22 protein-coding genes are annotated in these 23,649 nt (G+C 63.9%); 9 read left to right on the top strand and 13 right to left on the bottom strand.

Annotated elements, in window-relative coordinates:
• From M3I53_RS35405 to M3I53_RS35380, 6 genes are all read right to left on the bottom strand, one after another.
• Positions 1–723 (bottom strand): acetaldehyde dehydrogenase (acetylating) (locus M3I53_RS35405; RefSeq protein ID WP_254320427.1); only part of this gene is annotated, 723 nt, incomplete at its 3' end.
• A 28-nt stretch (positions 724–751) separates the two neighbouring features.
• Positions 752–1,534, bottom strand: coding sequence for a 2-oxopent-4-enoate hydratase (dmpE, locus tag M3I53_RS35400; protein WP_254320426.1), 783 nt, complete (start codon positions 1,532–1,534; stop codon positions 752–754).
• 96 nt (positions 1,535–1,630) lie between these two features.
• Positions 1,631–2,848: an acyl-CoA dehydrogenase family protein gene (locus M3I53_RS35395; RefSeq protein ID WP_254320425.1), complete on the bottom strand. Its 1,218-nt coding sequence runs from the start codon at positions 2,846–2,848 to the stop codon at positions 1,631–1,633.
• Positions 2,845–3,342, bottom strand: a complete 498-nt coding sequence (locus M3I53_RS35390; RefSeq protein WP_254320424.1) for a flavin reductase family protein — start codon at positions 3,340–3,342, stop codon at positions 2,845–2,847. The genes M3I53_RS35395 and M3I53_RS35390 overlap by 4 nt, the downstream gene beginning before the upstream one ends.
• Positions 3,343–3,431: 89 nt before the next feature.
• A complete protein-coding gene (locus M3I53_RS35385) occupies positions 3,432–4,253 on the bottom strand; it encodes an alpha/beta fold hydrolase (protein WP_254320423.1) in 822 nt (273 codons plus the stop codon).
• Between the two features lie 166 nt (positions 4,254–4,419).
• Complete coding sequence (locus M3I53_RS35380; protein WP_254320422.1) at positions 4,420–5,334, bottom strand: VOC family protein; 915 nt, start codon at positions 5,332–5,334, stop codon at positions 4,420–4,422.
• 333 nt (positions 5,335–5,667) lie between these two features.
• Here M3I53_RS35380 and M3I53_RS35375 point away from each other — a divergent pair, with 333 nt between their 5' ends.
• The 6 genes from M3I53_RS35375 to M3I53_RS35350 all read left to right on the top strand — a co-directional run bounded on the left by M3I53_RS35375 (position 5,668) and on the right by M3I53_RS35350 (position 13,223).
• Positions 5,668–7,503: a sigma-54-dependent Fis family transcriptional regulator gene (locus tag M3I53_RS35375; protein ID WP_254320421.1), complete on the top strand. Its 1,836-nt coding sequence runs from the start codon at positions 5,668–5,670 to the stop codon at positions 7,501–7,503.
• A 115-nt stretch (positions 7,504–7,618) separates the two neighbouring features.
• Complete coding sequence (locus M3I53_RS35370) at positions 7,619–9,061, top strand: FAD-dependent oxidoreductase (protein ID WP_254320420.1); 1,443 nt, start codon at positions 7,619–7,621, stop codon at positions 9,059–9,061.
• Between the two features lie 12 nt (positions 9,062–9,073).
• Positions 9,074–10,444, top strand: coding sequence for an FAD-dependent oxidoreductase (locus M3I53_RS35365; RefSeq protein WP_254320419.1), 1,371 nt, complete (start codon positions 9,074–9,076; stop codon positions 10,442–10,444).
• 1 nt (position 10,445) lies between these two features.
• Positions 10,446–11,228 (top strand): hypothetical protein, encoded by a 783-nt coding sequence (locus M3I53_RS35360; protein WP_254320418.1) that lies wholly within the window; start codon positions 10,446–10,448, stop codon positions 11,226–11,228.
• Complete coding sequence (locus tag M3I53_RS35355) at positions 11,216–12,253, top strand: electron transfer flavoprotein subunit alpha/FixB family protein (protein ID WP_254320417.1); 1,038 nt, start codon at positions 11,216–11,218, stop codon at positions 12,251–12,253. Before M3I53_RS35360 ends, M3I53_RS35355 begins: the two co-directional genes overlap by 13 nt.
• A 34-nt stretch (positions 12,254–12,287) precedes the next feature.
• Positions 12,288–13,223, top strand: a complete 936-nt coding sequence (locus M3I53_RS35350; protein ID WP_254320416.1) for a LysR family transcriptional regulator — start codon at positions 12,288–12,290, stop codon at positions 13,221–13,223.
• 39 nt (positions 13,224–13,262) lie between these two features.
• Here the strand turns inward: M3I53_RS35350 and M3I53_RS35345 are convergent, their stop codons facing one another.
• The 4 genes from M3I53_RS35345 to tcuA form a co-directional block, all read right to left on the bottom strand.
• Positions 13,263–14,075, bottom strand: a complete 813-nt coding sequence (locus M3I53_RS35345; protein ID WP_254320415.1) for an aspartate/glutamate racemase family protein — start codon at positions 14,073–14,075, stop codon at positions 13,263–13,265.
• 70 nt (positions 14,076–14,145) lie between these two features.
• Positions 14,146–14,751 (bottom strand): isochorismatase family cysteine hydrolase, encoded by a 606-nt coding sequence (locus tag M3I53_RS35340; RefSeq protein ID WP_254320414.1) that lies wholly within the window; start codon positions 14,749–14,751, stop codon positions 14,146–14,148.
• Positions 14,744–15,496, bottom strand: coding sequence for an SDR family NAD(P)-dependent oxidoreductase (locus tag M3I53_RS35335; protein ID WP_254320413.1), 753 nt, complete (start codon positions 15,494–15,496; stop codon positions 14,744–14,746). Before M3I53_RS35335 ends, M3I53_RS35340 begins: the two co-directional genes overlap by 8 nt.
• A 19-nt stretch (positions 15,497–15,515) precedes the next feature.
• On the bottom strand, positions 15,516–17,000 hold the full coding sequence (gene tcuA, locus M3I53_RS35330; protein ID WP_254320412.1) for an FAD-dependent tricarballylate dehydrogenase TcuA: 1,485 nt from the start codon (positions 16,998–17,000) through the stop codon (positions 15,516–15,518).
• Between the two features lie 240 nt (positions 17,001–17,240).
• Between tcuA and M3I53_RS35325 the strand changes: the two genes are divergently transcribed.
• Both M3I53_RS35325 and M3I53_RS35320 read left to right on the top strand, forming a co-directional pair.
• A complete protein-coding gene (locus M3I53_RS35325) occupies positions 17,241–18,620 on the top strand; it encodes an MFS transporter (protein ID WP_254320411.1) in 1,380 nt (459 codons plus the stop codon).
• A gap of 3 nt (positions 18,621–18,623) precedes the next feature.
• Positions 18,624–18,857 (top strand): hypothetical protein, encoded by a 234-nt coding sequence (locus M3I53_RS35320; protein ID WP_254320410.1) that lies wholly within the window; start codon positions 18,624–18,626, stop codon positions 18,855–18,857.
• 488 nt (positions 18,858–19,345) lie between these two features.
• On the opposite strand, the gene M3I53_RS35315 is transcribed toward M3I53_RS35320, so the two are convergent.
• Both M3I53_RS35315 and M3I53_RS35310 read right to left on the bottom strand, forming a co-directional pair.
• Positions 19,346–20,722 (bottom strand): hypothetical protein, encoded by a 1,377-nt coding sequence (locus M3I53_RS35315; protein WP_254320409.1) that lies wholly within the window; start codon positions 20,720–20,722, stop codon positions 19,346–19,348.
• A 179-nt stretch (positions 20,723–20,901) separates the two neighbouring features.
• Complete coding sequence (locus tag M3I53_RS35310; RefSeq protein WP_254320408.1) at positions 20,902–21,342, bottom strand: hypothetical protein; 441 nt, start codon at positions 21,340–21,342, stop codon at positions 20,902–20,904.
• 247 nt (positions 21,343–21,589) lie between these two features.
• Between M3I53_RS35310 and M3I53_RS35305 the strand changes: the two genes are divergently transcribed.
• Positions 21,590–22,177 (top strand): hypothetical protein, encoded by a 588-nt coding sequence (locus tag M3I53_RS35305; protein WP_254320407.1) that lies wholly within the window; start codon positions 21,590–21,592, stop codon positions 22,175–22,177.
• A gap of 102 nt (positions 22,178–22,279) precedes the next feature.
• Here M3I53_RS35305 and M3I53_RS35300 read toward each other — a convergent pair whose 3' ends face one another.
• On the bottom strand, positions 22,280–23,608 hold the full coding sequence (locus tag M3I53_RS35300; RefSeq protein WP_254320406.1) for a hypothetical protein: 1,329 nt from the start codon (positions 23,606–23,608) through the stop codon (positions 22,280–22,282).
• Between the last annotated feature and the right edge of the window lie 41 nt (positions 23,609–23,649).

Raw genomic sequence — 23,649 nt, 5'->3', positions numbered from 1 at the left:
TCCCGGCACGTAGGCGTGCACCTTCGCGACCATCTCTTCGATGGACTGCTCGACCTTCTCACGGTCCGCCATTTCGGAAAGCGTATAAACCGTGTCGCGCATCATGACGGGCGGTTCGGCCGGATTCAGCACGATGATGGCCTTGCCCTTCGCCGCGCCGCCCACCACTTCGATCGCCTTCGAAGTCGTTTCGGTGAACTCGTCGATGTTGGCGCGCGTGCCGGGGCCCGCCGACTTGCTGCTGATCGACGCGACGATTTCGGCGTAGTGGACCTTCGCGACGCGCGACACCGCCGCGACCATCGGAATCGTCGCCTGGCCGCCGCACGTCACCATGTTGACGTTGGGCGCTTCGATATGCGAGTCGAGGTTCACGACCGGCACGCAGTACGGGCCGATGGCGGCGGGCGTGAGGTCAATCACGCGGATCGACGGTTTGAGCGTGCGCAGCAGCGCGTCGTTCTTCACATGCGCGCCAGCGGACGTCGCGTCGAACACGAAGTCGATGTCGTTGAACACCGGCAGGCGCGTGAGACCGACCACACCTTCGTGCGTCGTCGCGACGCCGAGGCGCGCGGCGCGCGCGAGACCATCGGAGTTCGGGTCGATGCCGACCATCGCCGCCATCTCCAGATGCTTGCTGTTGCGCATGATCTTGACCATCAGATCCGTGCCGATGTTGCCGGAGCCGATGATCGCGGCCTGTATCCTGGGTTGATTCATGATGTCGCTACCTGTCGGGTCACAAAAGTCAAACGAAGCGCGCCGAGCATTGCCCGATGCCACCGATCGACACATGGAGGTTGTCGCCCGCCTTCACCGGCACCATCGTGCCGAGCGAGCCCGAAAGAATGACTTCTCCGGCTTTGAGCGGCACGCCGAGGCGGCCGAGCGTATTGGCAAGCCACGCCACTGCATTCGCCGGTGAGTTGAGCGCGGCCGCTCCCGCTCCCGTGGCGACGACCGCGCCGTTCTTCTCGAGCACCATGCCGCAGGTGCGCAGGTCGAGCGAACGCGGGTCCACGAACTGGCTGCCTAGCACGAACAATCCGCAGGATGCGTTGTCGGCCACCGTATCCTGAATGCGAATCTTCCAGTCGTGAATGCGCGAGTCGACGATCTCGAAGCACACGAGCACACCTTCCGTCGCTCGCAGCACGTCCGCCACCGAAACGCCTGGCCCCATCAGGTCGTGCTTGAGCACGAAGGCAATCTCGCCTTCAGCCTTGGGTTGAATGAGCTTTGACGTATCGATCGGCGCGCCCTCGTCGCGCAGCATGGTGTCGAGCAGGTAGCCAAAATCCGGCTGATGCACGTTGAGCAACTGCATCACGGCGTCGCTCGTCACGCCGATCTTCTTGCCCACCACGCGAGCGCCCGCGCTCACCTGCCGCTCGATCAGCCGCTGCTGGATCCGGTAAGCATCCTCAACACTCAGCGCCTCGTAGCGTGTGCTCAGCGGTTCGACGGTGATCCGGCTGCCGAGCGCACGCCAAAGCTCGTCGCCGAGGTCCGCGATCAACGAAGGGTCCATTTCCCTGTTTCCCATGTTCTGCATGCGTGATTCGAAGCGGCGCGGCCGCGCAATGAAGCGTGTCGCCGCCGCGCCTTGATTGCGCTTTTCTCCAGCTCAGGCTGCGGCCTGTCCCGGCAGAGGATCGCGCGAATAAAAGAGCGGCGGCAGCGGCTGGCCGAGCAGGTATGCGCCGAGCGTGCCCGCCGTGTCATCCGCGTTCTGGGTGATGTGATTGGCTGCCGCGATCACGTCGCGGAGAATGCGCTGCAGCGGGTTGTCGAGATAGATGCCGCGCGCCGAAAGCGCCTTGAAGAGCAACATCACCGCTTCTTCGCTTTCGCGGCCCACCCGCGCAATATCGAGCATGCACGGCACGCGTTCTTCGAGAGGCACAAGCTCGCGGCGCTCAACGTACTCGGTCGTTTCATGCATCATGTGCAGAATGCGGGCGCGCGAGGAGCGCACGCGCGCCACCGCATTGCCGAGACGATCCTTCACGTACGGGCTCAGCGAAGTCTTTGCGCCGCCCGTCGTGTCCCGGCGCGTTTGCATCTGTTCGATGAAGAGGTCGACCGCGCCCTGGGCCATGCCGTTGATGGCCGACGAAACAGCCGCGTAGAAGATCTGCGAGAACGGGTAGAGGTACATGTCGCCGCGATCGCTCATGCTGTAATCGGCGAGGCTGTGCGTGCGGTAGTCCGGCACGAACGCATCCGTGACGACGACGCTCTTGCTGCCCGTGCCCGCGAGACCGAAAACGTGCCAGTCGTCGAGGATCGTATAGTCGGTGCGTGGCACGAGGATCGACAGGCGGTCCACCGGTTTGCCCTCCTCGTCGAGCAGTATCTGGCCGAGGAACGCCCATTGACCGTGGTCCGTGCCGCTCGAAGTCGGCCAGCGTCCATTGATGATGTAGCCGCCCTCAACACGCTTGTACGTTCCGAACGGCGCATACGAGGAGGCGATGATCACCGAGTCGTCCTCGCCCCAGACGTCTTCGCACGCACGCGGGTCAAGATGACCGAACTCCCACGTGTGGATGCCGAGGATCATCATGTTCCAGGCGCTGCTGCAGCAGCCACGGCCCAGTTCCATCAGCACCTTGAAGAATACCGAGGGGTTCATTTCGTAGCCGCCCCAACGGCGCGGCTGCAGAATGCGAAAGAACCCCGCCTGCTTGAACTGCTCGATGATGTCTGCCGGAACCGAACGGTTCTTTTCGACTTCTGCTGCGCGCTCGCGCAGCATCGGGATCAGCGCCCGCGCGCGTTCGACGAGCTGCGCTTGCGTGGGAATGGCGTTTTCGACCGACTGCTTCAGTACCGTGCTCATGCTGCTCCTCCGTTTGAATTGTCCGAATCCGCCTGCGCTATGCGGGCAAATTTCCCGCCGAAGTACACGAGCGGCGGTGTCTCCTCTTTCTCACAACACACTTCGATCACGTCACAAAGGAAAACCGTGTGCGACCCGCCCGGGATCTCTTCGATCACCTGACACGCGAATGACACGACGCTCTGCTCGAGCAGTGGCACGCCAAGGCGGCCCTCTCGCCAGCGACCCGCGCCAAGAAAACGGTCTTCGCCCACCACGTTGATCACCATCCCCGCGAAGCGGCGCGCAATGTCTTCCTGATGCTCGGCCAGCACGTTGACGCTCAGTAGTCCGGAGTTACTGATTACTTCGTGCGCGCGCACCGAGCGATTTACACACACGAGCAGCCGCGCGGGCTCCGCACTCACCGAACATACGGCGGTAGCGGTCAGTCCGGCACGCGTATCGCCGCTGCGTGAGGCGATGATCGAGCAGGCGCCCGTGAGGCGCCGCATGCCACTGCGAAAGAGCGAAGGATCGACGCCGTTGACCGGGCATCGCGCGGGCGTAGCCTCACTCGCGTTGTTTGTCAAAATGGTTGCCATCAGGCTTTCCCCGTCGAAAGAAACGCGTGCATGACGGTGTTGAATTCGTCAGGCTGTTCGTATTGCGGCCAGTGCGCCGCATCACCTCGCATCACGTAAAGCGACCCGTGCGGTAATCGCGGCAGCGCGGCCTGTGCCGCGGCAACATCGTGAATGGGGTTATGCCGGGTCCACAGCAACAGCGCCTCGCATTGAATGCTTTCAAGATCGATCATGCTGGCCGGTTGGGGCGACCCACCCGCATTGCGCGTAAGGCGGCCGAACACCAGCGGCGCCGCGGCCTGAAAGTCCGCGCGCGAGTAGAACGAGAGACGGTTTTCAACCAGTTCGTCGCTGAGCAAATGCCAGTTTCTTTCGTGGATGAGCCACTGCATCCGCGCGCGCACGCTGTCCGACGTGGGCGTTTTGCCCATGTTGCGCTTGCTGAGTTCCGCGAGATTCTGCAGATCGCGCTGCCCCTGCTCGCTGACAATGGGAATTCCGCCCGTCGTATTGAGCACGATGCGGCGCACACGCTGCGGATATTTCACCGCAAAGCCGCCGGCCACGACACCGCCGAGCGATTCACCCGACACGTGCGCGCGTTCGATGTCGAGCGCGTCCATCAACTCGCGCAATTGCTCGACATAGTCGTCAATCTCATAGCCGATGTCTGTCCGCTTTTCCGACAGTCCATGACCGACGAAATCAAAAGCAATCACGCGATAGTGCGCCGCCAGGGCCACGATGTTCCTGGCGTAGGCCTCGGCGTGACCGCCGATGCCATGCATCAGCATCAGCGCCTCGTCGTTCTGACGGCCGCCTTCGATGATGCGCGTCACACCGAATTCCGGCGTTCGAACATATCGAACCTCGGCGCCAATCAAATCATTCCAGATACTCACTTGCACCCCCAGAAAAAGACAAAGCAACTCCCCGCCGGCAACGCAAGCCGGTTCGCATCATCCAGGCGGGTATCAGGTGTAGCAGCGTCTCACGCCGCCAGGTTCAGCCCGGCACGGGCGGCGTGCGCTTGTGGCCCCAGTCGCTCATCTTCGAATAGCTCACGACCTTCCATGTCTCGTCGTCGATCACGATGCCGCCGTGACCGTATTCGATCGCGAAACCCGAGGGGGTCTGTACGTAGAACGAAAACATCCGGTCGTTCGGGTGGTGACCGAGATGCAGGAACATCGGCACGCCTGCCGCGACACAACGGTCGTAAGCAAGGCCAACGTCATCCATTTCTTTGACTTCCACCATCAGGTGATTGAGACGCTTGGGGCCCGGAATGGCCGCGGTCGCCAGGGAATGATGGCGGCCCGTTTTCGTATGCATGAACGTTGCGTCCACGACGATGCCTGGCGCGCGCTCTTCACGAATGTAGTCGCTCACGCGCAGCCCCATTACTGACCGATAGAAGGCGACGGATTCCTCATAGTTGCTCGCTGTCGTGAGAATATGGCCGATGCCCAGCGCGCCAGTTTCGAAACCGGCTCCGCGCATGACGCTCGAGCGAAACGGATCGGTCATTTGCGCGATCTCCGGGCCAAAATAAAACGCGTGGCGATATCCGTTCGGATCCTCGCAGTGGTAAAGCCGCTCCACCCGCCGACGCACGCAATAGTCGCGGTCGCCTTGCGTTACGTTGAGGCCTCGTTCGCGCAGTTGCGCTGCGTAGCGGTCGAGTTCGTCTTCGGATTCGAACTCCCAGCCGGCTTCCTGAATGTCGTCGGCGCCGCTTTTTTCCAGCACGATGCGCTGCATGTGCTCGTCCATGCGCAGCACCAGCGCGTTGCCGTCGTCGCGCGATGTAACGTGAAAACCCATCAGGTTGTGCGCGAAGTCAGCCCACGCGCCTAGATCCCTCACTCCGAGCACGACGTAGCCAAGGTTCGAAATTGCTGCAGCCGTTTCGGCCATATCTCCTCCACGTATCTATTAAGAACTTGTCGATTGCGCGAAAGCCCTGGGACTTTCGTGAAGCGCGCAGCCTATCAAGCAAGGGGTATGCCAAGCGCCGTATCCATGTAGCAGGAATTCGCTCATGTCCATACCCGGCAAGGCGCTGAAGCATTTCCAAGCGGCCTGGCTGCGCGCGGCCTGTGTGCGCGCGCCCACATCCTGATTCAGAAAATGATGAACGGCGCGGGGCTGCAACTGACGGCACTGCGGGATTTCATGAATTTACGGACCGAGCGTTGCTTCCGTATCGTTGCGTAGGCATCGATCACGGCGGTGAGAGGAACGACGAATATGGACGCAACCCCCGAACGGGCGCAGACGGATTACACATTGCCCCCTGAATTCGTCTTGCTTGACTCCATGGACTTCAGCGACATCGCCGAGCAATTGCATTTCAACCCGGTCGAGGGTCGCATCTGGCTACAGGACCGGCGCATGGCGCTGTTGCCTGTTGAGGTGCTCGGCGCGATGCGGCGAGAGATGATCGATTCTCTTGGGCTCGAAGGTACGCGCCGCCTCATCACGCGTCTAGGCTATACAGCCGGCTCGCGCGACGCGGAACTCGCGTGGAAGGTACGCGGCCATCAGTCCCAGCTCGATATCATCGCGGCGGGTGCCCAGTTTCATGCGCTGGAAGGTTTTGTCAAAGCGGAGCCCGTGCACATCGAAATCGACAACCATCGCGGCTACTGCTATTCAGAATTCCTCTGGAACGACAACTGCGAGGATGAGATTCAAATCGCCAACTATGGTGTCGGACACGAAGGCGCCTGCTGGATGGGGATTGGCTACACGTCGGGCTTCCTCAGCAAGATCATGGGCAAGCGCATTCTCGCGCGAGAGGTGGAATGCCGCGCGATGGGACAGGCCAAGTGCCGTGTGATCGCGCAGCCGGTCGAGAATTGGGACGACCCCGAAGAGGACCTGCACTATCTGCAAGTCGCTCCACCGCCTTCGCGCGTCATGGTGGGCGCGGCGGGCGTGAAGGAGAACAATACGCCTCTCGCGAACGCAGCATCCACGGCCGCGGAACCGCAATCCGCCTCGCCGATTCTCGTCGGATCTTCCGTGAGCTTCACGGCAATGCTGCACAAAGTACACCGCGTGGCCACCACGCGCGCGACCGTTTTGCTTTCGGGTGAGAGCGGCGTGGGCAAGAGTGCGGTCGCTCGCGAGGTGCACGGATGGAGCAACCGTGCCGACAAGCCGTTCGTCGAAGTCAACTGCGCGGCGATTCCCGAGCAGTTGCTCGAGTCCGAACTCTTCGGTGTGGAACGGGGCGCGTTCTCCGGGGCAACCGAGTCGCGCGCCGGCCGCTTCGAAGCGGCGAACGGCGGCACGCTCTTTCTCGATGAGATTGGCATTCTCAGCTTCAGTGCGCAGGGCAAGCTTCTGCGCGTGCTTCAGAGCGGCGAGTTCGAACGGCTCGGCTCCACCCGCACGATCAAGCTCGATGTGCGCGTGGTCGCTGCCACCAATGAAGATTTGCCTAAAGCCGTGAAGGAAGGCCGTTTTCGCGAGGACCTGTTCTATCGCATCAACGTTTTTCCCATTCACATCCCGCCGCTGCGCGAGCGCCGCGACGACCTGCCCCTGTTGATCGAGTACTTCACCAAGCGGCTCTCGGCGCTGCACGGCCGCCATGTGCCCGGCATCATGCCGCGCGCGCTGCAGGCGGTACTCAATCACAAGTGGCCCGGCAATATTCGCGAATTCGAAAACGTCATCGAGCGCGGCATCATTCTCGCTGACGACGGCGAATCGCTCGACCTGCGCCATCTCTTCAGCGTCGATTCGAACTTCGCACATTCGAGCCTCATGCGTCTGACCGAATCCGGCATGCTCGCAAAGAGCGATGCGCTCGCGAACGCCGCCGAAGGCACGCAAGCCTGCGCGGCCTCGTCGCCGGCGACGCTCGAGGATTGGGCGCGTGGCGCCGTGCGCCAGCAAGGTGCGCATCTCGCTGACGTGGAAGACGCGCTCGTCAACGCGGCGATGTCTGCGGCGAACGGCAACGTGTCGAAAGCCGCCGCGCTGCTCGGTCTCACACGAGCACAACTCGACTACCGCGTGAAGCGCAACGGCAATGGCAGCAACGGCCGGGGCCACGCGATGCATACCGATTAGCGGCGCCCCGTTGATCTTTCGTCTTTATCGAAAGGCGAATTCGCCGCGAGGCGCTATGCCCCATCGCTCACGCCCACTATTCTGCGCTCGTACATTCACCAGCGAGAGCGCGACTATGGACGAGAATTTTGACGTGGTGGTAGTGGGCTGTGGCGTAGCGGGCCTTTCGGCGGCGGTAAGCGCCGCACAGCGCGGCTTGAACGTGTGCGTGCTCGAACGCGCGACGCGCGCAGAGCGCGGCGGCCAGAGCCGCTTCACGGAAGCGTATTTGCGCATGAAGTCGCTCGACGAAGTCTCCGACGACTTCGAGGAGCACCTGGGGGAAAACGCGAGCCGCTACCCCGACCCCGACCTGATGGCCGAAATGGCGCTCGACCGCTCGTCGTGGTCGCAGACCACCGCATCGCTTGCGTACGCCGACGCGGACGTGCTCTCCACGTTCGCCGGGCATGTGCCCGCTTCCGTGCAATGGCTGCGCGACATGGGCGTGCGCTTCGACTTCCTGCCGACCCAGTTCCTCACGCGCTCGCAGCCGCGTCTGCTGCCCGTGGGCGGCGGCGAAGCGATGGTCGAAGCGCTCGCCGCGCAGGCGGAAGCGTTGGGCGTCACGTTCCACTACGAGTGCACGGCGCGCGAACTCATCGTCGACACGCAAGGCTCGGTCGCGGGCCTCGCTGCATGGAAGCGCGGCGCGGGACGCCGCCGCTATGCGGGCGCCGTCGTGCTCGCCTGCGGTGGCTTCGAAGGGAACCCGGAAATGCTGGCGCAGTATCTGGGCCCGCGTTCGGTCTATTTGCGCCCCGTGTGCAAGGGCGGCTACTACAACAAGGGCGAAGGCATCGCCATGGCGCTGCGCGCGGGTGCCGCGCCTAGCGGCGAGTTCGGCAGCTACCACGCGGAGCCGGTTGATCCGCGCTCGGGCGTGTCGGAGCCGTCCATCTTCGTGTTCCCGTACGGCATTCTGGTCAACAGGCGCGGCCAGCGCTTCACCGACGAGGCACCCGGCACGGTCGACGCCTGGTACGAGCGCGTAACGCGCCGCATCTACGAGCAGGAAGAAGGCATCGCCTGGGTCATTCTCGATCAGCGTGTGAAGGACATCCCGAACTACCGGCTCGCGATACGCACGGACCAGCCTGCTATCGAAGCGCCCACGCTCGAAGCGCTCGCGGCGAAGCTCGGTGTGCCGTGCGAAGCCCTCGCGGCTACCGTCGCCTCGTACAACGCCGCCTGCCGCGAGGGCCGTTACGATCCGCTGGCTGCCGACGGCCTCGCCACGCAAGGGCTCGAACCACGCAAGTCGAACTGGGCGCTGCCGGTGGACCGTGCGCCGTTCTTCGCGTATCCGATCATCTCCGCGAACGTGTTCACGTTCGGCGGCCTCAAGGTGGACGCCGCCGCGCGCGTGCTCAACACTGACGGCGCGCCCATTCCGGGCCTTTATGCGGCAGGCGAAACGATCGGCATGTACTACGGCAACTACACGGGCGCGACTTCGGTACTCAAGGGTCTCGTGTTCGGCAAACTGGCGGGCGAGACGATCGCCAGCCGCTGCTGAGGGAGGCGCGCAATGACGACACCGGACCTGCTCGTGATTGGCGGCGGCATGGCGGGCTTCTGCGCTGCGCTCGAAGCCGCCAACGCGGGCCTCACCGTCACGCTGCTTGAAAAGCAGCCTGAAACCGGCGGCTCCTCCGCCATGAGCGGCGGCTGTCTCGCCTTCGCCGGCACCGACCTGCAGCGCGAGCACGGCGTGGAGGACAGCAGCGCGCTGCTCTTCTCCGACCTGCGCGAAGTGGGCAACTTCGACAACGACGAGGTGCTTGTACGCGCCTATGTCGATCACCAGCTCGACACCTATAACTGGATGCGCGAGCACGGCGTGGCGTTCGGCCCCTCCATCGAAACCTCGTCGGGTCAGTCGGTCCCGCGCGTGCATTCGGTCGACCCGGCCGACGCTGTGCGCCAGCTCGCGCGCGCGTGCGCTGCGACAGGACGCGTGAGCGTGAAGACGAGCGCTGCGGCGCACCGCCTCGTTCGTGCAGACGATGGGCGCTTCACGGGTCTGCACGCTTCAATCAACAGCGACTACGCCACATTGCGTGCAAATCGCGGTGTCATTCTCGCGAGCGGCGGATTCTGCCGCAACGCGGAGATGGTGCATCGTTATGCACCGCAATACGACGAAGCGGTGTTCATCGGTGGCGACGGCAACGTGGGCGACGGCCTGAAAATGGCGCTGGAATTCGGCGCCGACCTGCGCGACATGGCCTATATCAAGGGCACGTATGGCAAGCATCCGCTCGATGAGACGAATCACCATAGCTGCCTCGCCGTCTACAAGGGCGCGATTGCGGTGAACCAGGACGGCAAGCGCTTCGTAGACGAATCGGTCTCCTACAAGCTGCTCGGCGACGCCGCGATTCGCCAGCCCTATGGCGCGACGTTCCAGATTCTCGATCAGCGCATCCTGGACAGCGGCGACGACCGCGTGCGCATCCTCGATTTCCAGCGCCGCCACGAAGAGGGGCTTTTCATCGAGGCGAGCAGCCTCGCGGAGCTCGCACGCCTGATCGAGGTGCCCGAGGCCGCGCTGCTCGACACGGTAGAGCGCTACAACGCCGCCGTCGATTCGGGCCACGACGAAGCGTTCGGTCGCGCGCATCTCGTTCATCGACACGGCGAGCTATGCCGCATCGAACAAGCGCCCTTCTATGCATACCCGTCTACGGCGGCCGTGTTCGGCACCTACTGCGGCCTGCGCGTCGACGCGCAAATGCGTGTGGTGAACGTCTTCGACGAAACGCTCGACGGTCTTTACGCGGCCGGCGAGATCGTGGGCGGCTTTCACGGCGGCGCCTACATGACCGGCACGGCGCTGGGCAAGGCCGCGATCTTCGGCCGCCTGGCTGCTCGCAGCGCAAGCGGGACGGTGCGCTAGCATGCAGATCTGCGTAATTCTCGCGGGCGTGCTCGACCCGAAGTGGCCGCTACCCCAGGGCGACTGGCTCAACGATCCCGCGCTGCTCGACTGCATTGCGCGCAAGCTCAGTCCGTTTGACGAAGCCGCGCTCGAAGTGGCGCTGCGCCTGCGCGAGTCGCTGCCGCAGGCCACGCTCTCGGTGTGGATGCCGGACGGCCCCGGCGCACCTGGACTGATGCGCGCGATTGCGGCGCACAAGCCCGAGCACGTAGGGCTTTTGAACATACCCGATGCCGTGCGATGGGACCCCGCGGCCTGCGCCCGCGAAGTGGCCGCGGGCCTGCGCGCGGCGGGCTCTGGCTCGTTGTGGCTTACCGGCCGGGAGTTCGGCGATCTCGACGACGGCACGTTTTGCGCGTGGCTCGCACGTGAAGCGGGCGTACCGCTGGTCACGATGGCCGAAGAATTGCGAGTGCAGGACGATGGCACGCTGCGGGCCCTGCGCACGCGCAGCAAGGTGACCGAACTCGTTCGCGTGCCTCCTGCCTGCGTCGTGACGCTCACCAATGCGCGCAGCAACCGCTTGCGTCATCCGCTCATGAAGAACGTGATGCTCGCGAAGAAGCTGTCGATCGAAACCGTCGCGCACGCAAGCAGTGTCACTGCGCGCATCGCGCCGGCACAGTTCGTCGTTGCGACGGGCGCGCAGCGCGAGCGGCGCGCGCCGCTCGGCGCCGCCGCCGGACTCGACGCCCAGCTCGACGCCGTTCTCGAACTTCTTGATAGCGCATGCCCAACGTGACTACGACTTCCGCTCCCCGCCTCATCGCGTTGTTGCTCGACGAGCACGACGACACCCAGCAACTCGTGCGCCATGCCGAAGACGTGCTTGACATGGCACATCCCTATGCACGCGAGGTTCACGCCCTCTGCGTGACGCGCACGCCCAACCCCGAGCTCGCCGAACGGCTGCAACGGCTGCCGCTCGGCGCTATCGTTTGCATCGTGGCCGCCGATTTGCGCGAGCCGGTTCAGGCCGTCGATTTCACCCGGGTGCTCCAGCGTGCGCTCGAAATGCACGCGATGGATGCCACCGATTGCGTCTGCGCACCGGCTGGCTCGCTCGGCGAGGAAGTCGTTGCCCGGCTTGCCGCCGGCTTCGACGGCTGCGCGTTCGGCCGCGTGCAACACCTCTCGTTCGAAGCGGGCGGCGCGCAAGCCGATCGCACCGTATTCGGCGGACGCAGCACCGTGCGCGTGCGCGCCGCCAGCGGCCCGTGGTTCGCGGCGCTGCGCACCTCGCGCAGCGCCGCCGCGCTCGCCGCGCCGGTTCAGCAGGCTAAGCCGGCCGCGCTGGAATGGCGCGAAGCATCGAGTGGTCCGCACGACGACGCCGAAATCGTGACGGTGCCAGGCGACGCCGCGCGCATGCCGGTCGAAACCGCGCACGTGGTCGTGAGCGGCGGCCGCGGTATGCAGGGATCCGAAGGGTTCGCGCTGCTCGCGCAGCTTGCCGCGCGCTTCGATGCGGCGCTCGGCGGCAGCCTGCCGGCCGTCGACGCGGGCTGGGTGCCGGTCACGCATCAGGTCGGCCAGTCGGGCAAGTTCGTGAGCCCCTCGGTCTATCTCGCGGTCGGCATCTCGGGCACGCCGCAGCATCTCGCGGGGGTCAGCGCAACGACACGCATCGTGGCGATCAATAACGACGCAGACGCGGATATCTTCCGCGTAGCGGACGTCGGCATCGTGGCCGACTGGGATACATTCATTCCGGCGCTCATTGCGCGCGTGGATGCGTGCCGCAGCGCGCGCGCCCACACATCATGAGCAACCGGGCACCAGAACGATTCAATGAGGCAGCATGGACAGACTTTGGGCAATGGAAGTATTTGTTCGCGTGACGGAATGCGGCAGCTTTTCCCGCGCGGCCGAATCGCTGAATCTCGCGAATGCGACAGTGACTTCGTGCGTGCGCAATCTGGAGAAGCATCTGGGCGTCACGCTCCTGCAGCGCAATACGCGGCATCTGCGGCTCACCGATGCCGGTGAGCGCTTCCATTCCCGCTGCAAGGTGCTGCTGGAAGGCGTTCATGTCGCCGAGCAGGAAGCCGCCCAAGCGCAAACCGAAGTGCGGGGCACGCTCAATGTCGAGGCCCCCATTGCGATCGGTCATGCGCTGTTGCTGCCGGCGCTGCCTTCGTTTCTCGCGCAGTATCCGGGCCTGTGCGTCAATGTGAATCTGACGAACCAGCCGCATGCCCTGATCGAGCGCGGGCTCGATCTTGCGATCCGCATGGATGCCGTCGAGGACGCGGAGCTGGTGGCGCGCCCGCTCTATACGGCCAGCTACGTCGTATGCGGACGCCCCGATATCGTCGACGCCGTGAAAGGGCAATCGCCCTCCGACCTCGATCCTTCGCAATGCCTCGGCCTCCTTCCCGAGGGCCGGCCCGAGCCGCAGCCGTGGCTTTTCGCGCGCGAAGGCGAGGAAACCTTCGTCTCGCCCGAAGGCCGCCTTTCGTTCAATAGTTCGGATGCGCTGGTGAGCGCGGCATGCCGGGGCCCCGGTCTCATCTGCGTGCTGGACATCTTCGTGCGGCAGGAGCTTGCCGATGGCCGCCTCGTCGCGGCCTTCAACGCCTGGGATCACGGCGGCCGCGCATTTCACCTCGTTTCGGCGAAAGCAAGCTTCGTCTCGCCAAAACTCAAGGCCTTCAGCGATTTCATGCTCGAGGTAATCGGCCCGCAAAGCCGTCCCGATCATCGCGAACGCATTCCGGTTCAGCGCGTGCGTTGAAGTGCACCGCTCAGGCTTTAACGCATGGGCGGTGCCGTTTCATTTCGCGTGCAGCGCGTCGAGCCCGTAAAACGCGAGGATTTCCTGCACGCGTGCCTTCTCCGGCTTTCCCGAAAAGTAGCCGCGCCGGCAGGCTCCCTGTGCCCCGGCACGGCGCAGATCGACCTGCGCCTCGGCGTCCTTGACCCAGGCCGCCAGCGAATCGACCACCGGCACGCCGTCGACTGCTCGCACGCCGTTGCGCGCGAGCAGCACGTTCAGGGGCGCCTCGCCCGGAATAATGACTTCGGCGCCCTGTGCGATGAGGCGCCGCGCGCTTTCCTCGAAGGTCGCGATGAGCTGCGCAGGCTCGCCGAACGCTTCGAGCACGTCGCCGAACTGAAAGCCGACATGACTCGCACCGGCGAACCGTTGTGCGAGACCGTGCCGCACCGCGTTGTCGGCCACCAGTTCGGCCAACTCGTCGATGAACACGAGCACGCCGAAGCGGCGCCCCAACTGGCAGGCACGCAACATGGCGGACTCGCCGTAACCGACCACAGGGATGTCTAGCAGCGCCCGCGTTTCGCGCAGCGCGGGCTCGGGCAGCGTGCTGATGGCGTAAGCGTCGAAGCCTTCCTGCTCTGCGCGCACGCCTGCGGAGAGGAACTGCAGGCCATGCAGATACTGCAGCGATGCATATTTGATGTCGTCGCCCGGATAGTTCGTGCGATACGTGCCCGGCGCCATGCCGTGCATCGCGATTTCCGTATCGGGCCGCGCGATTGCGCGAAAGTGCGCGTCGAGCGCGTCGCTGTATGCACCGAGATCGGCGAGGACGGTGAAACTCTGATGCCAGATGCGAATGCTCATAGTGGCGTTTTCTGTAGGTCTGGACCGAAGGTGGCCGAACGTGCCGCCTTCGGCCGTCTCGTGGCGCGCGTCAGTCGAAGGACACGCTGTCGGCAGTCTCGACGCGGCAGAAGCGCCGGATACTCTCGATCGAATTGGCGTGCTCCTGCGCCGAATGGGCCGCGCAGCAGTCCTCGAGCACGACGACCTCGTAGTCGCGGTCATGCGCGTCACGCACCGTAGCCTGCACGACCGCCTGCGTGGATACGCCCGAGCAGACGATGCGCGTCACGCCCTGGGCGCGCAACTGGGCTTCGAGCGTGGTCGAATAAAACGGGCTCACGCGGTGCTTGACGATCTGCAGGTCTTCTTTGCGTACTTCGAGATCGGGGTGAATTTCCGTGCCCCATTCGCCGAGCTTGAAGAGGCTCGCAGCCGGCGCACCCGAGAAAATCGGCGAATGGCGCGGGCACTCCTGATAGTGCGAACTGAAGCCCACGCGCACGAAGCCCACCAGCGCACCAGCCGCGCGCGCCTTCTGTAGCACGCGCACAGTGCGGGCGAGGGTCTCGCGCTCGCGCACCTGAGCGCCGAGCGGCCCTTTCCCGCTCGGTCCTTCCGCGTGAACGAGATCGTTTTGCATGTCGAGTACGAGATAGATCGTCTTGCCCACTTCCGTTTCCTCCTGGTTAGTCACAATACATTCCGCCGTTGACGTCGAGTATTTCGCCCGTCACGAATCCGTTTTCTGGTGCGCAAAGGAACAGCACGGCGCGCGCCACGTCGGCGGGCGTGCCCATCCGGCCCGCGGGGATCAGCGCGCGCAACGCGTCAGGAAATGTGGTGGTCATTGCTGTGGCGATCGGACCTGGCGCGACCGCATTCACCGTCACGCCGTACGCGGCGAGTTCCTTCGCCAGAAAGAGCGTCAGCATGTGCGCGCCGGCCTTCGATGCCCCATAGGCGACATTACCCGCGCGCGCCTGCTCTCCCGCGTCGAGCCACGGACGCGCGTTGCCCGCGTTCTTGCCCACCACCGAGCCGATGTTGACGATGCGGCCGAAGCTGTTCGCCTTCATCGGTCCAATTGCCGCCTGGCACGCGAGAAACACGCCCTTGAGATTGATGTCGAGCACTCGGTCCCATTCGGCTTCTTCGAGCGTGGCCGCGCTGCCGAACGACACCACTCCCGCGGCGTTCACGAGCACGTCGAGGGCGCCGTGACGCTGGACGATCCCGGCTACGAGACGTGCGACTTCGTCGCGCGCGGTAACGTCCACCGCCGCCGCGTGAACGCCCGCCTGCGCGCCCTGCACCGAGGGCGCCACCTTGTCGGCGCTCACCACGGTCGCGCCCGCACTTGCAAGAGCGTGAACTACCGCTGCGCCAATGGCGCCGGCGCCGCCTGTCACGAGCGCTACCTTGCCTTCCAGTTCCCGCATCGTCTTCTCTCCCTTTGAATCAGCCGTTGGCGCGCAGGCTCGCGCGCGCGGCATGGACGCCCGCCGCCCGGCCCACGACCGACCCGGCCGTGAGCCCGATGCCACCGGCGTATTTCACGTAATAGAGGCCGCCGACCATTTCGCCCGCGGCATAAAGCGCCGGCAACGGTGTGTCGTTTTCGTCCAGCACCTGCCCTTCCACGTTGACCTTCACGCCGCCGTAGGTGAAGGTGATGCCGCAGGTCACGGCATACGCGAAGAACGGTGCGGTTTCGAGCGCCGTCGCCCAGTTCGATTTAGGCGGCTCGATGCCCTGCGTGCAGCGGCCGTCGCGTTCGGCGGGGTTGAACGCAACGGTGTCGTCGATCGCCGCGTTGAATGTGCGCACCGTGTCGAGAAACGCGGCTGTGTCGATACCTTCCATCTTCGCAGCCAGTTCTTCGAGCGTGTTCGCGGTCATGCGCGTGGCGTGCTTCACGCGATATTCGTCGGGGAGCAGGCCGTGTGTCCGCGCGTCGAACACCTGCCAGGCCACTGCGCCCGGTTGCGCGAGCACCTGCTCGCCCATGCCCGAATAGGTGTAGTTGCGGAAGTCTCGCCCTTCGTCGACGAAGCGCCGGCCCCGCGCGTTCACGACGATGCCGAGCGTGAAATAGTTCTTTTGCTGGTTGAGCAAGTCGATGTCGCCGAACGCGGGTGCATTGAGGTCGTAGAACACCGCGTGGCAGCCGGTCCAGTTCCCGTGTGCGACAGCGCCCGCACGCAGCGCCATGTCGATGCCGTCGCCCGTGTTGTAGCGCGAACCGCGTACCCGCGCGAGATCCCAGTTGTGTCCGAGATATTGCGCACGCCATGCGAGATTGGCATGGAAGCCCCCCGTTGCGAGCACCACGGCGCAGGCCCGCAGTTGCTGCGCGCCATCGCGCGTGCGCACGCCCACCACCCAGCCGTCGTCCTCGCGCACGAGGCTCGTGGCGCGCGTCTCGTAGTGCACCTCCACGCCGGCTGCTTCCGCGCGCGCAAAGAGCGTCTCGACCAACGCGTAACCGCCGCCCGAGACCTCGACGGTCAGACCGCCCCAGAAGCGATGCTTACCGTCGACCTGAAACGACTGCCGTCCGTAGATGGGGGCGAACCGCACGCCGTTTTGGCGCAGCCATTTCATCGTCGCGAGGCTCTCGTCGACCACGTGCTCCAGCACCTCGCTGTCGGCACGATAGCCGCTCATGGACACCGCTTCCTCGAAGAACTGCGTGGCGGGGTATTGCCCGAAATCCGCGCTATCAAGTTCGACATCCTGAAGATCCGGAATGAGTTCGCGCAGATCGTCCACGCCGTCATAGGCAATGCGAAAAGCACCGCCCGTGAAGGCGGAATTTCCGCCCCGCCGCTCCAATGGCGCGCGTTCGAGCAACAGTACCCGCGCGCCCGCTTCGCGCGCCGACAACGCTGCACACAACGCCGCATTGCCACCGCCCACAATGATCACGTCACACTTGTTCACGTCCATGCCTCCACGTTGGCGACGATGATCGCGTGCGCCGCCTTGCGGCGTACAGGCATGCAAAGCGAAAGGGACTTTTGAAAATCCTGGTGCGCGCTTCCAGGCAGGCGCCGGGCCGACTCGCTGCGTGCGCTTTATTCGGATTTTTCTAATGCGCCGTTCGACGCGTCCCTATCGCGGGCGCCCCTGCGCGCACCTACAGTGGCGAGGCAACCCCGATTAGAAACAGGAGGAGACACCATGTACGACAACGCCCGCACCAAGCCGGCGGTCAAGGTGGCGCTTGCCACGATGATCGGCACGGCAACGGAGTGGTACGACTATTTCCTTTACGGAACGGCCTCGGCGCTCGTGTTCGAAAAGCTGTTTTTCCCCAACTTCTCGCAGGTTGCGGGCTCGATGGCCGTGTTTGCGGTGTTCGGCATCACGCTCGTCGTGCGGCCGGTGGGCGCGGCAATATTCGGCCATTTCGGCGACCGCTTCGGGCGCAAGAGCATGCTCGCGGTATCGATTCTCGTGATGGGCATCGGCACGTTTCTGATTGGCCTGCTGCCGACCTACGCCTCGATCGGCATCGCGGCGCCGCTCGCGCTGGTGTTCCTGCGCGTACTGCAAGGCTTCGCCGTGGGCGGCGAATACGGAGGCGCGACCACCATGGCCATCGAATATGCGCCGGCCAACCGGCGTGGCCTGTACGCGGCGATTCCGCAAATGGGCAATCCTCTCGGCATGCTGCTCGGCACGATATCACTCTATCTGTTCGCTCAATTGCCGCAAGCGCAGTTTCTCGCGTGGGGATGGCGTCTGCCGTTTTTGCTGAGTGCGGTCATGGTCGCCGTCGGCCTCTACATCCGCCTCAACATTGCGGAAACGCCCGCGTTCAATCGCGCCCAGGCAGCACGGCAGTCGACGCGTGCGCCACTTGTGCAGCTTTGGCGCAATTACCGGCGCCCGCTCATACTTGTGATTCTCGCGCAGGCGGCCTTGAACGTCGGCTTCTACATCTATTCGACATGGTCGCTGTCTTATCTCACCCACGAAGTCGGCGTGCCGATTCATGTACCGCTTATCGCCGTGATGGCCGCGGCGGCGCTCAACGTCTTCGCCCAGCCGTTCTTCGGCATGATGTCAGACCGCTTCGGAAGAAAGCCGGTCTATGCAGCTGGCGCGGTCTGGCTCGGCGCCGTTTCGTTTCCATTCTTCTGGCTGCTGCAGACCGGCTCGCCGGTGCTCATCACGATTGCCATGATTCTTGCGATCACCATTGGACACGGCGCGACTTACAGCGTACAAGCCAGCTTCTTTTCCGAGGCGTTCGACACGACGGTGCGCTACAGCGGTCTTTCCATTGGTTACCACTTCTCGGCCGCGTTGTTTTCGGGCCCCGCCACCTTTCTGGCCGCCGCGCTCGTGGCGTGGACCCATAGCACGCTTGCAATCTCTGCCGCGATATCCGGCGCGACCCTCGTATCGCTTGCAGCAATCGCCGGCCTGAAGGAAACGGGCAACACGCCAATGGCCGATGCACCGGATCACTCTGGATGGACGGGCGCTTCGGCAGAAGCAGAAAATCTCACCGAACCGCGGGGACACTCGCGCGCCGGCATCGACGCCCGATGAGAGATGCAGGGCACCGATATCTTCCGGCAGCGACTCTTCCGCCACGGGTTCGTTAGCCTCGTCCACTCCGGCCATCCCGTACTGACGCAAGGCGTTTTGCGAAAAGCATTTGAGTCATTGCCACACGCCGTGGTGCGCGCCGATGGCAGAAGCCTGGAAATCATCGAACAATTTCTCCGCTCGCTTCTTTGCAGACATCACTTCGGTGGAATCGCCATACACGATGCCAAGTTTTGATTTGAAACAGCATTGGCACAGGTCCCAGCACAACGAGCCTGGCAATCAGTTGTTCCGGGCACTCGTGTTGACGCTTTTTGACGACAAAAGATAATCAGTATCAGTGTGCGCGAAGTGGCGCGTCGCCACTCCGTCGCCCGCGGACGTTCTTGAGCCTCACCAGGCCCACCGCGCAGGCGCCGTCCCCTTTCGTACTACGTCGAACCGCCCACCGCTTGCATGACGGCGGATCGGGCCGGGATCGCGGTTTGACATTTGGCCTGGTAATGTTGAAAAAGGCGCATTCGGTGATGGGCGCCCCGCAGCCGTCAACCGATGCGCATGCCCGCCGCGATATTCACAATGGTCGGCAAGCTGTGACGGTCCCACCATGGCCGCTACCCAGGTGTCGTGGTCCGCGTCGGGCTGGTGATGGCGCGTGAGTCTCGCCGGCAGGAAGCGGAGCATCCATCAGGAAGATCAGGTGGCAGCAGGGCTCCGTGAATCGTTCAGACTGGCCTGGTCTGCGATACACCGGCGAGATGCAGGATCTTTGCTGCGACCCTGCGGAAGAACGCGTCGTCCCGTTCTTTCTGGGCGGCATCATCAGCGACCCGATGCTCGATGAGGATGCCGCGACGCTTCATGATTTCCTGAGTCCGCAACTTGCGTTCGAGATAGTCAGGATCGTCGACGCCCATCGTCTCGATGATGACACGGTGCGGCCGTGCCGCAACGCCAGCGGCTGCCACCGATCGGAACGTCAGTTCAAAGTCGGGTCGGCACCACTGGCTCGGCGCGTCGGTCTGTCTCACTTCCCGGTCAAAGAGCGGCTTCCAGAGCGTCACCTCAACGCCGTGCTTTTTGACCCACGCCATGACGTCGAACAGCAATTTCAGCGTGACGCGCTCATACCGGCTGTCCAGAGGTACGGGACGCGCAAACGAATACGCCTGCTGCGCGAACGCTTCCCGAACGCGCGCGTTGCCGTCGCGATCGCGGTCGACCACGCCGAGCACCCAGTAAGGTGGCTGCGTCAGTCGCTGATCGCGGCCTCCGGCGCGAATACCCTTTTCCGGGCGAAGAATACACTCTCCCATGCTCGTTTTCTTGATTGCAGCGCCCGCGCGAAGCTCGTCGGCGACGAACAGCAGGAGCGCACTGCGTGCCTTCCTTTTCGGCCATGCCATGGCGTCGACCGCTGTCATCTTCTCGTTAAGAGGCGTCCACGGCTTGAAATAGAGTATCTGCGAGAGCGATAGCTGCGGGCTCAGCGCCTGATCCGCTGCATATGCCTCAAGCCGTTCCCACGATCTGGATTTGTCATTCAACGCGTCGACGTGCAGCCGTGCGAAGTCGGCGTCCTCAAGAAGCGTGTGCAGAATGCGTCCGAGCCGCGGCAGGCGGCGGCCCCGCTCGCCCACGCCGCCCTCTGATCCAGTCGAGCCACCCGGTCGTGCCGAGCCTTCGTGCAGATCGTCCAGATAATCAAGCGCGTCGGCCACCGGTCTGAGCGGATTGTGCTGGCCTGGCCGCGCGCAATCCTCGTCTGGCCCAACGTTTTCCGGCTCAGGTGTCTGCCGGAACGACGCCAGCGCGCAGTGGTGCTCGCCGTACTGGTGCATGCGCACGAAATGACGCGGACCGTCTTCACGTACCCGGGCGGTCAACCGCGGGCGGCCACCGGCTAGCCTGACGCAGTCGCACTCGAGCCACAGACGCACATGTCGTCCGTCGTGCATCTCTTCGAGCACCGCTTCCACGAGTCTGACGTCCCCAGGCCGCACTTGCTGTCCGTCGCCACAGAACCGCCGCACAGCTGCGGCTTCTTCAGCACCCAGATGTCGCCTCACCGTCCCGGGGTGATCCCGCTCGACAAGTTCCATGCTGCGCTCAGCGTGAAGGTCGGACGGGCATCGCGAAGCTGTGCACGCCCAGGAGCGACGCCTCGCAGTTCCGCGACCAGCCATGCATCTGGCGGGCGAACGGTGGGGTGGATACAGGTGCCCGTGTAGCCGTGTCTGATACAAGCGGTGTCGGTGGCCGAGGCGCGAACGACAGCCGTTCAAGGCGGACGATGCGTGATGAATGACTGCTCATGTCGCACAAGACCTTCTTCGGCAAGAGTGCAAAGCATGTCGTTGATCTGCGCCATCGACGTATCGAATCGCCTGGCCAGCTCGCCCGCCAGGTACTCGCGGCTCGACTCCATGATCTCAAGCATTCTTGCAGATGTGAGTTTCATCGAATTCCCCAGGAACAATGCTGAGAATGTACTGCCATTGCCAAGGTCCCGTCGCCGCCAGCGCATGAAAAAACCCGAGGTGCATAGCTGCGAGCAAGCCAGTTTCGCGCTCACGGGCATCGCGCGCACCGACGCCTTTGCGGAGATGCGCACGCAATTCCTTCGGTGCAAAACTGCTGCTGCATCCAGACGCACGTGCCGCCGGTCTGTCTGCAAAGCGACACGGGCACGCTCGTCGGCGGCGGCCGCCGGGTTCTCCAAGGGGTATCCCCTTGGAGCACGGTATATGTAGACGGAAATGCGTCAGCATTTCCGTCTACATATACGTCGTGCCTCGCCCCGCAGCCAAGCGCCGGTCGATAGATCACGCATGGATCATAATGAATCGACGCTCAATCATTTCTGGACGGCCTGCGGATCATGAAAGATCGCATACCTAACAGATAGGATGCACCTTTCGATCATTCGCGGCATACTGTGTCCGTTCCCCCTGACGTGAGCGCTCAAAATGGACGCCCTGATTGCGGTACAACGCGCGCAACGCCTCGACGCCCTCGCGGCTTCGTCCGATGGCCGGTCCAAGACCGCCCAGCTTCGCGACGTGTTCGAGAGCGTTGAACGTGCCATTCGCTCGGGCGTCCGGTACGCCGCGATCATCCAGGAACTCGCCGCCACCGGACTCGTCTTCACCTATCAGACCTTTGCTCTGACCCTCAAAAGAATCCGGCGCGAACGGGGCATCGTGTCCCGCCTCACGCGCGCGTCACAGGCGGAAACTGGCCCGGCAGTCAGCCGCGCTCCCGCAGACGTGCCAAGGCAGGCGGCTAACCCGGTAGCAACCGAACGTGGTGTGCCAGACAGTGACGCTGGCGAGGCCCCGGCCGCTGCGGCTGCGCGCCCCGCCGTGCGCGAACGCCCCAAGATCGCGCCTGTCGGTGCAAAGCTGCCCGACGACTGGCTCACCGCAGAACTGACGCTTGAACAGAAACACCTGTTGACGCACGAACAACGCATAGCGCGCGCAGACGCCAAGGTCAAACAGTACTGGCCCAACCCGTTCGACCCGGTGCCCCCCGAAAAAGACAAACCGGCATGAGCGCCAGTAATTTGAACCTGCATTCGCGCGTGCAATGAAAAGCCGCCCGGACTTCCATCCAGACGGCTTCGTGTGGACTGTTCGAATGCGCGCAATGCGCGCTCAGTACGGCTCGACTTCCTTCTCCCCAGGCGACGCCTGCGCTTCGGAAACTTCGTCCGCTGCGGCGGCGGCGTCGCCGTTTTCGTCATCTTCCCCCTCGTCGTCCTCGTGGTAGCCGTACGTGACGCGCTCCGGTACCTTCCGGTTACGCAGCACTTCCGGCAGCCAGCCCGAGTCCGTCATGCGAAGTTCCGCCGTCGTCGCTGCGGCGTCCTTCTTCATGCCGCGCACTTCGCTTGCCGCCTGGGGCGATACGCTTTCGCCCACAACGGCAGCAATCCGGTCTTTCGCCACGTGTTCGAAATACCCGGAGCGCGTCGGCTTCCAGTAGCGCGAAAGATCCACCGCAAGCGTGTTCGAGATCTCGTTCACCGCGTGCGGGCGGTCTGCGCCGCTGATACCGTCCACCGTCGCCGCCACGCAGAACGCGAAGAGATTCGACAGCACGTCCTCGCCCTGTTCCAGCAGCCATGGCAGCAGGTCTGCTGCGCGCCTGGGCAGCATGCGCGACCACTTCTCGCGTTCGCCTTCCAGTGCCTTCCAGGCCACGCTCTCGCCCATGTCGTCGGCATTCGATACCAGCGCCTCGCGCGTCGTGTGCACGTCGATCCTGATCGCGTAGTCCAAATACGCGCGCCCATACACATCATCGAAAACGACCGGAATCATGCGCTGCATCAGCACAGCAAGGGCTACGGTCGGTTGCTGCGCAAGCTCGATCTGGACGGCGGCGGTACGGTGCGCGGTCAATCGTTTGCACAGCTTCTCTCCGTGCAACGGACGCTCCTTCGGTGCGCGCGCCGCACCTGCGCTCACCGCGTGCGTTGCGCGTACCTGCGCAGTCGGTGCCTCCTCGCGTCGCACCAGCCCGCGCTCAATACAGACCCGGCCATCGTCATCGAGATAGACATATGCGCCTGCCTGCTTCATCTCTTCCGGGTCGAACGCCTCGAAGCGCACCGCGTACTGATCCACGGAAAACGTCGCCGCCGTGGCCTCAGCCTCCAGACGCTCGCCCCGTTCCTCGTCCGGCTCACCGTCCTCGTCGTAGTACGCGTTTAGCGCGGCCTGAGCGGCGTCGTTCGTTGCGGTGAGCGCGGCCAGTTCGGCTTTCTCGTCCTTCGTCGGCTTGCGGGTGGTCGAGCCAATGCGGCCACAACGCAGGATTTCCATTGGCGGATATTGCGTCCTGGTCTCGATCCATTGCCAGCCTTCGTTTCCGACCGCCTGGGTAAGCTCGATCAGCCGTTCCGATGCGAGCCGGTGCAACAGTTCGGCATCTTCGAGGTATCCGGCGTTTGCGTCGTCGCTGAACAGGTCGCGCCTCACGCGTCCGAAATGTGCTGCAGCACATTTCGGACGTTGTGCAC

The sequence above is a fragment of the Paraburkholderia sp. CNPSo 3272 genome (genome assembly GCF_024206495.1).
GTDB lineage: Bacteria > Pseudomonadota > Gammaproteobacteria > Burkholderiales > Burkholderiaceae > Paraburkholderia.
This window is presented reverse-complemented; position numbering and strand designations above follow the sequence as displayed.

What these genes read in the sequence shown, in the direction of transcription:
- dmpE (WP_254320426.1), bottom strand. Translation starts at nt 1,534, where the DNA reads ATGGACCCTTCGTTGATCGCGGACCTCGGCGACGAGCTTTGGCGTGCG.
- M3I53_RS35395 (WP_254320425.1), bottom strand. Translation starts at nt 2,848, where the DNA reads ATGAGCACGGTACTGAAGCAGTCGGTCGAAAACGCCATTCCCACGCAA.
- M3I53_RS35390 (WP_254320424.1), bottom strand. Translation starts at nt 3,342, where the DNA reads ATGCGGCGCCTCACGGGCGCCTGCTCGATCATCGCCTCACGCAGCGGC.
- M3I53_RS35380 (WP_254320422.1), bottom strand. Translation starts at nt 5,334, where the DNA reads ATGGCCGAAACGGCTGCAGCAATTTCGAACCTTGGCTACGTCGTGCTC.
- M3I53_RS35375 (WP_254320421.1), top strand. Translation starts at nt 5,668, where the DNA reads ATGGACGCAACCCCCGAACGGGCGCAGACGGATTACACATTGCCCCCT.
- M3I53_RS35370 (WP_254320420.1), top strand. Translation starts at nt 7,619, where the DNA reads ATGGACGAGAATTTTGACGTGGTGGTAGTGGGCTGTGGCGTAGCGGGC.
- M3I53_RS35365 (WP_254320419.1), top strand. Translation starts at nt 9,074, where the DNA reads ATGACGACACCGGACCTGCTCGTGATTGGCGGCGGCATGGCGGGCTTC.
- M3I53_RS35360 (WP_254320418.1), top strand. Translation starts at nt 10,446, where the DNA reads ATGCAGATCTGCGTAATTCTCGCGGGCGTGCTCGACCCGAAGTGGCCG.
- M3I53_RS35355 (WP_254320417.1), top strand. Translation starts at nt 11,216, where the DNA reads ATGCCCAACGTGACTACGACTTCCGCTCCCCGCCTCATCGCGTTGTTG.
- M3I53_RS35350 (WP_254320416.1), top strand. Translation starts at nt 12,288, where the DNA reads ATGGACAGACTTTGGGCAATGGAAGTATTTGTTCGCGTGACGGAATGC.
- M3I53_RS35345 (WP_254320415.1), bottom strand. Translation starts at nt 14,075, where the DNA reads ATGAGCATTCGCATCTGGCATCAGAGTTTCACCGTCCTCGCCGATCTC.
- M3I53_RS35335 (WP_254320413.1), bottom strand. Translation starts at nt 15,496, where the DNA reads ATGCGGGAACTGGAAGGCAAGGTAGCGCTCGTGACAGGCGGCGCCGGC.
- M3I53_RS35325 (WP_254320411.1), top strand. Translation starts at nt 17,241, where the DNA reads ATGTACGACAACGCCCGCACCAAGCCGGCGGTCAAGGTGGCGCTTGCC.
- M3I53_RS35320 (WP_254320410.1), top strand. Translation starts at nt 18,624, where the DNA reads ATGCAGGGCACCGATATCTTCCGGCAGCGACTCTTCCGCCACGGGTTC.
- M3I53_RS35315 (WP_254320409.1), bottom strand. Translation starts at nt 20,722, where the DNA reads ATGGAACTTGTCGAGCGGGATCACCCCGGGACGGTGAGGCGACATCTG.
- M3I53_RS35305 (WP_254320407.1), top strand. Translation starts at nt 21,590, where the DNA reads ATGGACGCCCTGATTGCGGTACAACGCGCGCAACGCCTCGACGCCCTC.